Annotated in this window: 13 protein-coding genes; 4 read left to right on the top strand and 9 right to left on the bottom strand. The window is 68.7% G+C overall.

Annotated elements, in window-relative coordinates:
• The 4 genes from IW245_RS31555 to IW245_RS31540 all read right to left on the bottom strand — a co-directional run bounded on the left by IW245_RS31555 (position 1) and on the right by IW245_RS31540 (position 5,666).
• The gene (locus IW245_RS31555) at positions 1-963 is read right to left on the bottom strand and encodes an ABC transporter permease (protein WP_197006763.1); all 963 of its coding nucleotides are present in this window, start codon (positions 961-963) and stop codon (positions 1-3) included.
• Positions 964-1,047: 84 nt separating this feature from the next.
• The gene (locus IW245_RS31550) at positions 1,048-1,974 is read right to left on the bottom strand and encodes an ABC transporter permease (RefSeq protein ID WP_197006762.1); all 927 of its coding nucleotides are present in this window, start codon (positions 1,972-1,974) and stop codon (positions 1,048-1,050) included.
• A 97-nt stretch (positions 1,975-2,071) separates the two neighbouring features.
• Positions 2,072-3,673 (bottom strand): peptide ABC transporter substrate-binding protein, encoded by a 1,602-nt coding sequence (locus tag IW245_RS31545; protein ID WP_197006761.1) that lies wholly within the window; start codon positions 3,671-3,673, stop codon positions 2,072-2,074.
• A gap of 400 nt (positions 3,674-4,073) precedes the next feature.
• Entirely contained in the window at positions 4,074-5,666 is a 1,593-nt protein-coding gene (locus IW245_RS31540) for a peptide ABC transporter substrate-binding protein (RefSeq protein ID WP_197006760.1), read from the bottom strand.
• Positions 5,667-5,785: 119 nt separating this feature from the next.
• Here IW245_RS31540 and IW245_RS31535 point away from each other — a divergent pair, with 119 nt between their 5' ends.
• Entirely contained in the window at positions 5,786-6,646 is an 861-nt protein-coding gene (locus IW245_RS31535) for a bifunctional methylenetetrahydrofolate dehydrogenase/methenyltetrahydrofolate cyclohydrolase (protein WP_197006759.1), read from the top strand.
• Here IW245_RS31535 and IW245_RS31530 read toward each other — a convergent pair.
• From IW245_RS31530 to purN, 5 genes are read right to left on the bottom strand one after another with little or no spacing between them, the layout of a single operon-like run.
• Positions 6,643-7,791, bottom strand: a complete 1,149-nt coding sequence (locus IW245_RS31530; RefSeq protein WP_197006758.1) for a DNA glycosylase AlkZ-like family protein — start codon at positions 7,789-7,791, stop codon at positions 6,643-6,645. The two genes, IW245_RS31535 and IW245_RS31530, sit on opposite strands and share 4 nt — an antisense overlap.
• 2 nt (positions 7,792-7,793) lie before the next feature.
• Positions 7,794-8,057, bottom strand: coding sequence for a UBP-type zinc finger domain-containing protein (locus IW245_RS31525; RefSeq protein ID WP_197006757.1), 264 nt, complete (start codon positions 8,055-8,057; stop codon positions 7,794-7,796).
• Complete coding sequence (locus tag IW245_RS31520; RefSeq protein WP_197006756.1) at positions 8,047-9,621, bottom strand: Na+/H+ antiporter; 1,575 nt, start codon at positions 9,619-9,621, stop codon at positions 8,047-8,049. Before IW245_RS31520 ends, IW245_RS31525 begins: the two co-directional genes overlap by 11 nt.
• A gap of 10 nt (positions 9,622-9,631) precedes the next feature.
• The gene (purH, locus tag IW245_RS31515; RefSeq protein WP_197006755.1) at positions 9,632-11,176 is read right to left on the bottom strand and encodes a bifunctional phosphoribosylaminoimidazolecarboxamide formyltransferase/IMP cyclohydrolase; all 1,545 of its coding nucleotides are present in this window, start codon (positions 11,174-11,176) and stop codon (positions 9,632-9,634) included.
• On the bottom strand, positions 11,173-11,802 hold the full coding sequence (gene purN / locus IW245_RS31510; protein ID WP_267919962.1) for a phosphoribosylglycinamide formyltransferase: 630 nt from the start codon (positions 11,800-11,802) through the stop codon (positions 11,173-11,175). The genes purH and purN overlap by 4 nt, the downstream gene beginning before the upstream one ends.
• 100 nt (positions 11,803-11,902) lie before the next feature.
• Between purN and IW245_RS31505 the strand changes: the two genes are divergently transcribed.
• The 3 genes from IW245_RS31505 to IW245_RS31495 all read left to right on the top strand — a co-directional run bounded on the left by IW245_RS31505 (position 11,903) and on the right by IW245_RS31495 (position 13,513).
• Complete coding sequence (locus IW245_RS31505) at positions 11,903-12,181, top strand: CD225/dispanin family protein (protein ID WP_197006753.1); 279 nt, start codon at positions 11,903-11,905, stop codon at positions 12,179-12,181.
• 81 nt (positions 12,182-12,262) lie between these two features.
• Positions 12,263-12,712 (top strand): CD225/dispanin family protein, encoded by a 450-nt coding sequence (locus tag IW245_RS41120; protein ID WP_231398997.1) that lies wholly within the window; start codon positions 12,263-12,265, stop codon positions 12,710-12,712.
• 87 nt (positions 12,713-12,799) lie between these two features.
• Positions 12,800-13,513, top strand: coding sequence for a DUF4190 domain-containing protein (locus IW245_RS31495; protein ID WP_197006752.1), 714 nt, complete (start codon positions 12,800-12,802; stop codon positions 13,511-13,513).
• Positions 13,514-13,537 lie beyond the last annotated feature (24 nt).

Below are 13,537 nucleotides of genomic sequence, written 5' to 3'. Positions count from 1 at the left end.
TCACCGGAGCCTCGGGTCGAAGGCCTCACGCACGGCGTCGCCGAGCATGATGAACGCCAGCACGGTCAGGGACAGGAACGCCGACGGGGCGACCAGCGGGATCGCGTTCTCCCGGACCCGCTGGGTGGCCTCGGAGATGTCCTTGCCCCACGAGATGATCGGGTCCTTGAGCCCGACCCCGAGGAAGGACAGCGTGGCCTCGGCCGTGATGAACGCGCCCAGGGCGATGGTCATCACCACGATCACGGGGGCCATCGCGTTCGGCAGGATGTGCTTGAGCATGATCCGGCCGTTGTTCGCGCCGAGCATCCGCGCGGCGTGCACGTAGTCCTGGCCCTTGGCCGAGATCACCGACGACCGGACGATCCGGGCCGCCGTGGTCCAGCCGAAGATGCTCAGCACGACGACGACGAGGATGAGCTGGCCCCAGTACCCGTCGCTGGAACTCGACCGGGCCTTCAGGGCCACGATCGCGGCCAGCAGCAGCGGGATGCCGAGCACGATGTCGATGATCCGGGCGAGGATCGCATCGAGCAGGCCACCGTAGAAGCCGGCCAGCATGCCGATCACGACGGCGATCAGGCCGGCGAGCAGCGCGGAGTAGAACCCGACCTGGATCGAGGTACTGGCGCCGTGCACCGTGCGGGCGTACACGTCGCAGCCCTGCAGGTTGTACCCGAAGATCGCGTCGCCGCTCGGGCCCGCCATCGACCGGGACAGCTCGCACGATCGCGGGTCCGCCGAGGTGAACAGGGTCGGGAACGCCGCCATGAACACCATGAACGCGATCACGATCGACGACACGATGAAGACCGGGCTGCGCCGCAGGTCGCGCCAGGCGTCGCCGGCCAGGCTGCGGACCTTGCCCGAGTTGTCGGGCTGGTTGGGCGCGTTGTTCTCGCCCGACGGGCCGGGCACGGCCGCGTGGTTCTCCGACGCGGCGATGGTCTCGAAATCACTCACCCGGCACCTCGCTCCGCTCGGTACCGCGTTCGCGGCACTCTGAGCCATTGATTCGTTCGCTTCGCTCTCTCATGCCCGGCCCCTCTACGAGTAACGGATGCGCGGGTCGAGGACGGCGTACAGGATGTCCACGAGCAGGTTGGCCAGCAGGTAGACGACGACCAGCACGCTGACGATGGTGACCACGATGGGGCCGTCGGACAGTTGGATGCCCTTGAAGAGCTGGAAGCCCACGCCCGGGATGTTGAAGATCCGCTCGGTGACGATCGCGCCACCCATCAGGTTGCCGATCTCGATCCCGAGGAACGTGACGACCGGGATCAGCGAGTTGCGCAGCACGTGCACGCCGATGATCCGGGTCTTCTTCAGCCCCTTGGCCTTGGCAGTGCGCACGTAGTCGGAGCGCAGGTTCTCCGCGACGGAGGTCCGGGTGAGCCGGACGGCGGTGGCCAGGGCGAGCGCGCCGAGCACGAAGCCGGGCACGATCAGGGTGGCGATGCCCTGGTCGGCGTTGTAGCCGGGGGTGAACCAGCCCCACTTGCCGCCGGGGAACGTGCTCAGCATCAGACCGATGACGAAGCTCGGGATGCCGATCACGACGAGGGTGAGGAACAGCGTCACGTTGTCGAACACGCCGCCGCGCCGCATGCCGGCGATCACGCCGCCCACCACGCCGAGGATCACCACGAAGACGAAGGCGATCGAGGCCAGCTGGATGGTGTAGCCCCAGGCCTCGCTCAGGATCTCGGCGATCGGCCGCTGGGAGAGCGAGTCGCCCAGGTCGAAGGTCAGCAGACCCTTGATGTAGTACCAGTACCGGACCAGGAAGGGCTCGTCGAGATGGAAGTCCCGGGTGAGCTTCGCCTTCACGGCGTCATTGAGCTCCTTGCCCTCGCCCGCCAGCGACGTCAGAGGGTCGCCGGTGGCGAACATCATCGAATACACGATGAATGTTGTGCAGAAGAACGCCAGCACCATCTGGAGCAGGCGTCGAACTATGTAACGGAGCATGGTTCCTCCGACGGGAGCCGGGTCCGGCCTGGGCAACGGCAGACGACGCTGCCCGGTAGCCCGCGGAGTGCGCGAGCCGACCGGGCAGCGTCGGTGATCACTTGGTGTCGAGCTTCAGCAGGTCGACGTGGCCGCGGGCGTCGACGAAGACGTCCTTGACCTTGGTCGAGTAGCCGTAGACGTTCTGGCCGAAGAACAGCGGCGCGACCGGGACGTCCTTGGCGAGGAGCGCCTCGGCTTCCTGGTACTTCTTGATCGCGCCGTCGGTGGTCGCCTCCTGGTTACCAGCGGCCACCAGGGCGTTGAACGCCTTGTTGTCGTAGCCGTAGTAGTTGGAGGAGCCGCCGGTGCCGTACAGCGGGTCGAGGTAGTTCTCCATCGAGGCGTAGTCCATCGACCAGCCCATCCGGAACGCGCCGATGTCCTGCTTGGCCTTGGCCTTGGTCCGCAGGTCGGCGAACTTCGGCTCGCCGGCGCCGACGCACTTGATGCCCAGGTTCTTGATGAGCTGGTTGCAGACCGCGTCGACCCATTCCTTGTGGTCGCCGTCGACGTTGTACGTGATCGTCAGGGCGCCACCCGGGAAGCCACCGGCCGCGTCGAGCAGGGCCTTCGCCTTGGTCGGGTCGTACTTGACGGCGTCGCCACCGGCACCCGGCTTGTAGCCCGGGACGACCGGCGAGACGAACGAGTCGGCGGCCTTGCGCGAACCCTTGAAGATCGTCTTCACGATCTCCTCGCGGTCGATGGCCATCGAGATCGCCTTGCGCACGTCGGCGTTGGCGAACTTCGGGTTGTAGACCGGCAGAGCCATGAACGTGAAGCTCGAGCTCGGGCTGGTCTTGTACCGGTCACCCAGGTCCGCGGACGCGCTGCCCAGCGAGGACGTCGGGATCGTCGTCATGATGTCGTTGGTGTTGGCGAGCAGCTCGGAGTACTGAGCGGTGGCCTGCTGGTAGATCTTGAAGGTGACGCCCTTGATCTTGGGCTTGGTCCCCTTGTAGCCGTCGTACGCCTCGACCTCGATCTTCTGGTCGTGCGTCCACGTGCCCTTCATCTTGAAGGGGCCGTTACCGATCGGCGCGTTGTTGTACGCCTTGACGTCGGCGAAGGCGGCCTTCGGCATCGGGAAGAACGCGGTGTAGCCGATGACCGACAGCCAGTCGGCGAACGGGGCGTCCAGCTCGATGGAGAAGTTGAGGTCGTCGACCTTCTTCAGACCGGTGAGGGTCTTGGCGGTCGGCACGGCCTTGGTGTCGGCCGGGTTCAGGTCGGCGTAGCCCTTGATCTTGGCGAAGAAGTTGTTGCTCTCCTGGCCGTTCGGGCCGTACGCGCCGTAGTTCCAGGCGTCGATGAAGCTGTCGGACGTGACCTTCTCACCGTTGTGGAAGGTGTAGCCGTCCTTGATCTTGACGGACCAGGTCTTGCTGTCCTTGGTCTCGATCTTCTCGGCGACGTCCAGCTCGGGCTTGTTGCTGGTCGAGTTGATGTCCACCAGACCGGCGAACAGCGACTCCAGAACCTGACTGCCGGAGCTGTCGTTCGTGTTGGTGGGCGTCAGGAACTTGGGCTCAGCGATGCCGATGCTCACCGTCCCGCCGCTCTTGCCGGCGCCCGTGCCGCCGCCGCCGCAAGCCGTGAGGCCGATGGCAGCTGCGACGGGAACGGCAACCAGTGCGGCAAACTTGCGTACCTGCATTGATCCTCCTCGTTTCCATCACGCTGTGCCACCGTCGCCATGGATGGGCCGATGGACAGCCAAGCAAACGTAAAGTCCACTCCACTGCACCGGCAAACCAGAACGGTTACGGGACCGTAACGATGATCTGGGTAGCTATTTGCACAACCTCCTTCGAGATGCTATTGGAATCTGTTCGTGATCTTGGACTTTTTGTACAAGATTGCGTGGTTTGAAGCTATACCCCATAGTGTGGCGGAGGTCGCAAGATTGAGCATTTTCTATCATAAGTAACTCACACATATGCGGATAAGAAGGGATGGCGGGGAGTTACTGCAGACCAACCGCTACGCAGAGTGATGAATGCCACGACATCGACGGTCGCCCCGGGGCCCGGCCGGTCAGCCGGGCCCCGGACCGGCTACTTCTTCTCGATCTTCAGCAGGTCGACCCGAGTGAACGGGTTCACCTCGACGTTGGTGACCTTGGTCGAGTAGCCGAAGACGTTCTGGCCGTAGAACAGCGGGGCCACCGGCATGTCCCGGGCGAGCAGGTTCTCCGCGTCCTGGTACTTCTTGATCGCCCCGTCCGCCGTCGGCTCCCGGTTACCCGCCGCGACCAGGTCGTCGAACTCCTTGTTCGCGTAGCCGTAGTAGTTGGAGGAGCCGGTCGAGGAGTACAGCGGCGTCAGGTAGTTCTCCATCGACGGGTAGTCCATCGCCCAGCCCAGCCGGAACGCCCCGATGTCCTGCTTGGCCTGCGCCTTCGTCCGCAGGTCCGCGAACTTCGGCTCGCCGGCTCCCGCGCACTGGATACCCAGGTTCTTGATGAGCTGGTTGCACACCGCGTCGACCCACTCCTTGTGGTCGCCGTCCACGTTGTACGTGATCGTCAGCGCCCCGCCCGGGAACCCGCCGGCCTTGGTCAGCAGATCCTTGGCCTTCGTCGGGTCGAACTTGCAGCCCTCCCCGCAGGCGTCGGCCCGGTAGCCGGGCACCACCGGGGACACGAACGCGTGCGCCGGGGTGCGCGCGCCCTTGAAGACGACCCTGGTGATCTCCTCGCGGTCGATCGCCATCGAGATCGCCTTGCGGACGTCCACGTTCGTGAACTTCGCGTTGTACAGCGGCAGCGCGATGAAGGTGAACGAGGAACTCGGGCTCGTCTTGTACCGGTCACCGAGGTCGGCCTTCGCGCTGGACAGCACCGAGGTCGGCAGGGACGTCATGACGTCGACGGTGTTGGCGAGCAGCTCGGAGTACTGCGCTGTGGGCTGCTGGTACACCTTGAAGGTAACGCCCTTGATCTTGGGCTTGGTGCCCTTGTAGCCGTCGTACGCCTCGACCTCGATCTTCTGGTCGTGGACCCAGGTGCCCTTCATCTTGAACGGGCCCTGCCCGATCGGGGCCTCCTTGTAGGTGTCCATGCTGGTGAACGCCACCTTGGGCATGGGGTTGAAGGCGGTGTAGCCGAGCACCGAGCGGAAGTCCGCGTACGGCTCCGTCAGCGTCACCGTGAACTCGGTGTCGCTGACCTTCTTCACACCCGACAGCTCCCTGACCGCCGGGGTGGCGTTCTTGTCGGCCGGGTTCAGGGCCGCGTACCCCTCGATGGACGCGAAGAAGGTGTTGTTCTGCTGGGCGTTGGGGGCGTAGGCGCCGTAGTTCCAGGCCGCGATGTAGTCGTCGGCCGTGACCTTGTCCCCGTTGTGGAACGTCCAGCCGTCCCGCAGCTTGATCGTCCAGACCTTGCTGTCGGTGGTGCTGATCTTCTCCGCCGCGTCCTCGACCGCCTTGTTGCTCGCGTCGAACTTCACCAGGTTGGTGAACAGGGCGTCGACCACCGAGCCACCGGCCGTGTCGTTCGTGTTCGTCGGGACGATGAACCTCGGCTCACCGATCCCGATGCTGACGGTACCTCCGCTGCTGCCGGAGCCGCCGCCGCCACAGGCCGCGAGGGCCACACTGGCGATAACGGGTACGACAACCAGGGCGGCGACTCTGCGGACCCGCATGATGCCTCGCTTCGAGAACGGGAAGAGAACATGGCGTTTCCAGGCTAGGCCGAAATGCGGACTGATCTGGGCAGAACGCCAGTTTTCGCCAGGCGGTACGCCGTGGAAGAATCACCGGTGTGACCGCGACAATTCTGGACGGCAAGGCCACCGCCACGGCGATCAAGGAAGAACTCCGCCAGCGGGTGGCGAAGCTCGCCGAGCGGGGCGTCGTCCCCGGGCTCGGGACGATCCTGGTCGGCGACGACCCCGGCTCGCACGCGTACGTGGCGGGCAAGCACCGCGACTGCGCCGAGGTCGGCGTCGCGTCCATCGCCCGCCAGCTGCCGGCCGACGCCACCCAGGAACAGGTCGAGGCCGTCGTCGCCGAGCTGAACGCCGACCCGACCTGCCACGGCTACATCGTGCAGCTCCCGCTGCCGAGGCAGATCGACACCCAGCGAATCCTCGAGCTGATCGACCCGGACAAGGACGCCGACGGCCTGCACCCGGTCAACCTCGGCCGGCTCGTGCTCGGCTTCGACGGGCCGCTGCCGTGCACCCCGCGCGGGATCGTGGAGCTGCTGCGCCGCTACGACGTGCCGCTCAAGGGCGCCGAGGTCGTCGTGATCGGCCGGGGCAACACGGTCGGCCGGCCGCTCGGCCTGCTGCTCACCCGCAAGAGCGAGAACGCCACGGTCACCCTGTGCCACACCGGCACCCAGGACCTGGCCGCGCACACCGCGAAGGCCGACATCGTGATCGTCGCCGCCGGCAACCCCGGGCTGCTGACCGCGGACATGGTCCGGCCCGGCGCCGTCGTCGTGGACGTCGGCATCACCCGGGTCGTCGGCTCCGACGGCAAGGGTCGCTACACCGGGGACGTGGCCCCCGGCGTCCGGGACGTGGCCAGCTTCCTGGCCCCGATGCCCGGCGGCGTCGGCCCGATGACCCGGGCGCTGCTCGTCACCAATGTCGTGGAGCGCGCCGAGCGCGGTTAGGCCTTCGAGCGCAGGAACGCCAGCCTGGGCGCCCGGGACTTCGGGCTGTCCAGGCTGAACGTCCGCGCGTCGCCCAGGTCGTCACGGACGTAGCGCTCGGTGTCCGCCACGGCCGCGCGCAGCGCCGCGTCCGGCTTCGCCCCGAACGCCCACCACACCAGCTCACCGGCGTCCGGGTCGAACTGCCAGAGCCCGACCACCCGCCCCCGGTCCACGATCAGGTTGTGGGTGACCTCCCCCAGACCGCCCTGGTCGCCCAGCGCGACCTGGTCCGCCGGCTCGATCAGGCTCGCGGCGTCCCGCCGGTGCAGCGCGAGCGAGTCGATGCTCCCCACCAGCCGGTAGTCCGGCTTCCTCGGGCGGGTGAACACCGCGTACTCCCCGGCCAGCTCCGGCAACGCCAGCAGATCCCCGTCCAGGGCCACGAGCCCCAGCTCGGCGGCGACCGTCTTCAGGTCGCGCACCGCGAACAGGCTGAACTCCCGGAACTGGGCCATCGTGGCCGCCCCGGTCCAGGTCCAGTACCGCCGGGCCAGCTCCCGACGCGCGTCCGCTTCGTCCCCGTCGAAGACCGGCGCGGACCACAGCGTGTACGCGTACCGCTGGGTGTCCAACCGCCCGTTCAGCGGCATCCTGAGGATCCGGCCCTCCGCCTGCAACAGGCCCAGCGCCGCCGGGAGAGTCGTGGACGAGCCCCTCTTCCGGCCCTCGTCCCCGAGGCTGCGCACCGCCCCGCCCAACCGGTCGCGCAGCTCCGCGGGGTCCAGCGGACCGCCGGCCAGCGCGTCGAGCACCCGCTCGCAGAGCCTGTCGACCTCGGCCCGGTCCACGCCGAGCCGGCCGAGCACCTTCAGCTCCGCCTCGCCGCCGTGCCGGCCCAGGTACCTGGCCAGGGCGAAGTCGGCGGCCGGCACGACGTACGTGCAGCCCCGCACGCACGGCAGCTCGTAGACCTCCCGCCGGTCGGCGGCGGCGTCCGCGTCGGGGCGGGAGATCCCGGCCCGGGAGAACAGGGTCAGATAGGGGCTCACGCCGCCGACCGAGCGCGCCCAGCCGGAACGCTCCAGCACCGCCGCCGGGGTGGCCCCGGCCAGCGAACCGTCCAGGCCCTGCCGGGCCGACCACCACGCGCGCAGCTTGTCCACGGCTACCCCAGCACCTCGTCCTTGTAGCACCAGCGCCAGGTCTCGCCAGGCTGCGCCGACCGCATCACGGGGTGGCCGGTGCCCTGGTAGTGCGCCGTCGCGTGCCGGTACGGCGAGGAGTCGCAGCACGCGACGTGCCCACACTCCATGCACTGGCGCAGGTGCACCCAGTCGGAATTGCCGACCGCGACGCACTCCTCGCAGAAGTCGACCGCGAGCGGCATCGGCTCGCCCAGGGCGGCCAGGTGCGGGCAGCTATTCATCATGTCTCCGTTCGAGGAGTGACTCTTCGAGGTCCATGTCGCGCTGGGCGGCGCGCAGGACCTCCTCGGGGACCCTGCCCTGGTCCCGGGCGATCCGGAACACCTCCCGCTCGGCGTCGAGCATCTGACGGCGCAGCCGCGAGTACGCCTGGCTCGGGGTCTCGCCATCGGAGTTGCCGAGCCGCTCCCAGGCCATGTTCGTCCGGTAGTCGACGACCCCGCGCAGCCGCTCGATGACGTGCACCGGGGCGCTTTCCGACAGCGCGTACAGCCGGTCGAGGGCCGCCTTGCCCGCCTCGTGCTGCACCCCGGCCTCGGCCAGCGCGTCGGCGCGCGGATCGTCGCGGGGCAGCTTGAGCCGCCGGGCCAGGGGCGGCAGGGTCAGCCCCTGCAACAACAGCGTCACCACGATCACCGCGAACGCCAGCCACGTCAGCAGCGGGTTGTAGTCGTCCCCGGTCGCGGAGGTCAGCGCCGGAAGGCTCAGCGCGGCGGCGAGCGTGACGACGCCGCGCATGCCGGCCCAGGACAGCACGGCGAGCACCGAGAAGCTGGGCATCGGGGTGCGGTGGCGCACCCGGGGCAGCAGGCGGCTGAGGTAGGTGCCGGCGTACACCCAGAGGAACCTGCCGGCGATCACGACCGCGACGACCGCGACGGTGGCCTCGACCACCACCCCGACCGGGGTGTTCAGCCGCTCGATGATCAGGCGCAGCTGGAGGCCGACGAGCAGGAAGACGGAGCCCTCCAGCAGGAAGCGGACCATCCGCCAGAAGGCCTCCATCTGCAACCGGGACGCCGCGGACATCAGAGTGGGCCAGCGGTGCCCGACGACCAGGCCGGTGACGACGACCGCGACGACACCGGAGGCGTGCACCTTCTCCGCCGGGATGAAGACCAGGAACGGGGTGAGCAGCGACAGCGAGTTGTCCAGGATCGGGTTGGTGATCCTGCGGTGCAGAAAACTGATCAGGTACGCCCCGACGAACCCCACGGCCAGGCCGCCCAGCACCGCGACCGTGGCCGTCCGGGTGATGTCGAGCCCGGACAGCGCCTGTCCGGTGGCCGCCGCGACGGCGACCCGCAGCGTGACCAGGGCCGTCGCGTCGTTGACCAGGCTCTCGCCCTCCAGGATCGTCACGGTCTGCCGGGGCAGGCCGATCCGGCTGGCCAGCGACGTGGCGGCCACCGCGTCGGGCGGGGCGACGATCGCCCCCAACGCGAACGCCGCGGGGAGCGGCACCTCCGGCACGATCCAGTGCAGGGTGAAGCCCACCGCGGCGGCGATGAACAGCGCGTGCCCGACCGCGAGCATCAGGATCGGGCGCAGGTTCCGGAGGAAGTCCGGCACCGAGGTCTCGACCGCCGCCACGTACAGCAGGGGCGGCAGGATGCCGACGAGCACCATCTCCGGGGCCAGCTTGATGTCCAGCAGCCCCGGCACGAACGAGATCACGATGCCGACCACGAGCAGCATGATCGGCGAGAGCACCCCGAGCCGTCGGGCCAGGGCGGTGGTCGCGACGACGGTCGCGACCAGCCCGACGATCAGGAGCAGCTCTTCCACATGATCGAGGTTAGTGGAAGAAGTGCCGGGTCCCCGTGAGATAGAGGGTGATCCCCGCTGCCTCGGCCGCGGCGATCACCGCGGGGTCGTTCTTCGAGCCGCCCGGCTGCACGACGGCCGTGATCCCGGCGTCGAGCAGCACCTGCAGGCCGTCCGGGAACGGGAAGAACGCGTCGGAGGCCGCGGCGGAACCGGCGGCCCGGTCACCGGCCCGGGTGACGGCCAGCTTCGCCGAGTCGACCCGGTTGACCTGGCCCATCCCGACGCCGACGGTCGCGCCGCCCTTGGCGAGCAGGATCGCGTTGGACTTGACGGCCCGCACGGCCCGCCAGGCGAACTCGAGATCCTTGAGGGTCTCGGCGTCGGCCGGCGCACCGGTGGCCAGGGTCCAGTTCTCCGGGGAGTCGCCCGGGGCGTCGATCCGGTCGGCGACCTGCAACAGCACCCCGCCGGAGATCGGCCGGGACTCCACCGGCGCTGCCGGGGTCCCGTCGATCACGAGGATCCGCAGCGTCTTGCGGGCCTTCAGCAGCTCCAGGGCCGCGTCGTCGAACGCCGGGGCCACGATGACCTCGGTGAACACGTCGGCGACCTGCCGGGCCATCGCCTCGGTGACCGGGCGGTTCACGGCGATCACGCCGCCGAACGCGCTCATCGGGTCGCACGCGTTGGCCAGCGCGTGCGCGGTGGCCACGTCGTCGGCGACCGCGATCCCGCACGGGTTCTGGTGCTTGATGATCGCGACGCACGGCGCGGCGTGGTCGTTCGCCGCCCGCCAGGCGGCGTCGGTGTCCAGGTAGTTGTTGTAGGACATCTCCTTGCCGGCCAACTGCTCGGCGTTGGCGAGGCCGCCGTCGCCGTGCGAGTAGAGGGCGGCGTGCTGGTGCGGGTTCTCGCCGTAGCGGAGGACGGCCAGGCGGTCCCAGGTCCCGCCGATCCAGGCCGGGAACGCGGTGTCGGTCGGCGGGGCGACGACGCTGCCCATCCAGGAGGCGACGGCCACGTCGTAGGACGCGGTGTGCCGGAACGCCTCGACGGCGAGCTGCTGGCGCTCGACCAGGGTGAGCCCGCCGGCGGCCACGGCCTCGATGAGCCGCGGGTAGAAGGCCGGGGAGGTCACGACGGCCACGTTCGCGTGGTTCTTCGCCGAGCTGCGGACCATCGCCGGGCCGCCGATGTCGATCTGCTCGATGCACTCGTCCGGGCTCGCGCCGGAGGCCACGGTCTGCGCGAACGGGTACAGGTTGCTGACCAGAAGGTCAAAGGCCTCGATCTTGAGGTCCTCGAGCTGCTGGACGTGCGACGGCAGCCGCCGGTCGGCGAGCAGGCCGGCGTGCACCTTCGGGTGCAGGGTCTTCACCCGGCCGTCGAGGCACTCGGGGAAGCCGGTCAGCTCCTCGACCCGGGTCACGGCGACCCCTGCCGCCTCGATCGTGTTCGCCGTCGAACCGGTCGAGACGATCTCGACGCCCGCCGCGCCCAGCGCCTGGGCCAGCTCGGTGAGGCCGGTCTTGTCGTAGACGGAGATGAGTGCCCGACGGATCGGCTGCCTCACGGGATGTACACCTTTCTGCCTGAGATGGTCCAGCCTTCGCGGACCAGCCTTCCTACGTACTCAACGAGCTGCGCCCTCTCGGCGACCTTGATCCGCTCGGTGAGGGTGTCCTCGGTGTCGTCGAGCTCGACCGGCACGGCGACCTGGGCGATGATCGGCCCGGTGTCGACGCCGGAGTCGACGAAGAACAGTGTCGCGCCGGCCAGCCGGACGCCGTACTCGAGCGCGTCGCGCGGGCCGTGGATGCCGGGGAAGGCCGGCAGCAGCGCGTTGTGCGTGTTGATGTAGCGGTCGCCGAAGCGCTCCAGGAAGGACCTGCCGACGAGCTTGAGGAAGCCGACGGAGATGACGAGGTCCGGCTCGTACCCGGCGACGTGGCCGGTCAGGGCGGCGTCCCAGTCCTCGCGGGTCGGGTGGTTCTTCACGACCTCGACGAAGGTGGGGATACCGGCGGCGGCGGCGATCTCCAGCCCCTTGGCCCCGGGACGGTCGGCACCGACAGCGACGATCCGCGCACCGTACGCGGGGTTGTCGCAGGCCTCTATCATGGCGGCCAGGTTGCTGCCTGTTCCGGACAGCAGGAGGACGAGACGGGCGGCCACAGCAGGACTCCTCGCAGGTGACACGTCGGTTCGTCCTCACCCTAGTCGGGTTGCTGACCGAACCCGGACCCAGGGCCGACATGTCCCTACCTTGTATTCACCGAACGCCCCACAAGGAGTAACAATGCAGCCGAACCAGCCCCCGCAGATCGACAACAACATGACCATGTCGATCGTCTCGATCTTCCTGTTCTGGCCGCTGGCGATTCCGGCGATCATCAACGCCTCGAAGGTCAACGGCTTCCTGGCGGCGGGTGACTACGCCAGCGCGCAGCAGGCCGCCACCGACTCGAAGAAGTGGTCGAAGCTCGCGATCATCATCGGTCTGGTCTGGATCGGCATCTGGCTGATCTGCTGCATCTTCGGGAGCGGCATGAGCATGCTCTCGGGCTCGACCAGCTAAAGCGGCTAGTAGGGGTTGGCGACGTGCGGGTACGCTGCGCACGTCGCAACCCCTGTCATCTGCACGAGGAGTCCAACCCCCATGGGTTACCCCAACCAGGACCCGAACCAGCCGCCGTACGGCCAGCAGCCGCAGCAGCCCCCGTACGGCCAGCAGCCGCAGTACGGCCAGCCGCAGCCCGGGTACGGGCAGGACCCGTACGCCGCGCAGCAGCAGCCGCAGTACGGCCAGCCCTACGGCCAGCCCGCCTACGGCCAGCCCGCGCCGACCGGCGAGATCAAGAACCACATGGTGTGGTCGATCCTGACCATCTTCCTGTTCTGGCCGCTGGCGATCCCGGCGATCATGAACGCGGCGAAGGTCAACGGCTTCCTGGCCACCGGCGACTACGCCAGTGCCCAGCAGGCGTCCGAGGGCGCGAAGAAGTGGGCCAAGATCGCCACGATCGTGGGCGGCTGCCTCTACGGCCTCTACGCGATCTGCTGCATCGGCAGCCTCGTTCTCAACGCTGGCAGCTCGACCACGTACTAAGGACCGGCCATGGGCCCGACCCCCTCACCGGGGTCGGGCCCGTCCGTTTGTACCCGAAAAACGCTCATCGGTGCATACGATCAGCACATGACGATGCCACCGCCGCCCCCTCCGGGCGGGCCCGACGACTACCCGGAGACGCCCCGACCGCCGGACGACGTGCCCTCGATCGTCCCGCCGCCGACCGTGCCACCGCCACTGGGGGCCGATCCCGCGAACACGCCGCCGCCACCGCCGCCCTACGGCACGGTGCCCCCGGCCCCGCCGCCCGGCACGTACGGGACCCCGGGCGCCTACGGCTCCCCGCAGCCCGGTGCCTATCCCCCTGGCACCTACGGCTCCTCCCCGAGCGGCATGCCCCCACCGTCCCGTGACGACATCCCGCCGCCACCGCCCCCGGGCGGCGTGCCGCAGGGCTACAGCTACCCGCCGCCGCCCGGCATGCCACCACCCGGCGCACCCGGCGGAGGCATGCCCCCGACGATGCCGCCCTACGGCGCGGCACCGGTCGAGGGGCCCAAGCCGAAGGGCAACATCTACGGCATCCTCGCGCTGAGTTTCGGGATCGCCTCGATCGTGCTGTCCTGGTGCTGCGGGCTCGGCATCCTCGCCGGTATCCCGGCGGTCGTCACCGGCGTGATCGGGATGCGCAAGGCCCAGTCCGGCGAGGCCACCAACAAGACCCTGGCGATGGTCGGCCTGATCCTGGGCGTTGTCGGCATCCTGATCGGCATCGTGTTCTGCGCGACGTTCGACTGGAGCGGCAACTTCGACAAGTACACCAACTCCAACACCTACTAGGACGTTCGGGCCGGCCCCCTGTCC

Origin of the sequence: Longispora fulva, from assembly GCF_015751905.1 — a bacterium.
GTDB lineage: Bacteria > Actinomycetota > Actinomycetes > Mycobacteriales > Micromonosporaceae > Longispora > Longispora fulva.
The sequence above is the reverse complement of the archived record's forward strand: the minus strand, read 5'-3'. Positions and strand labels throughout refer to the sequence as shown.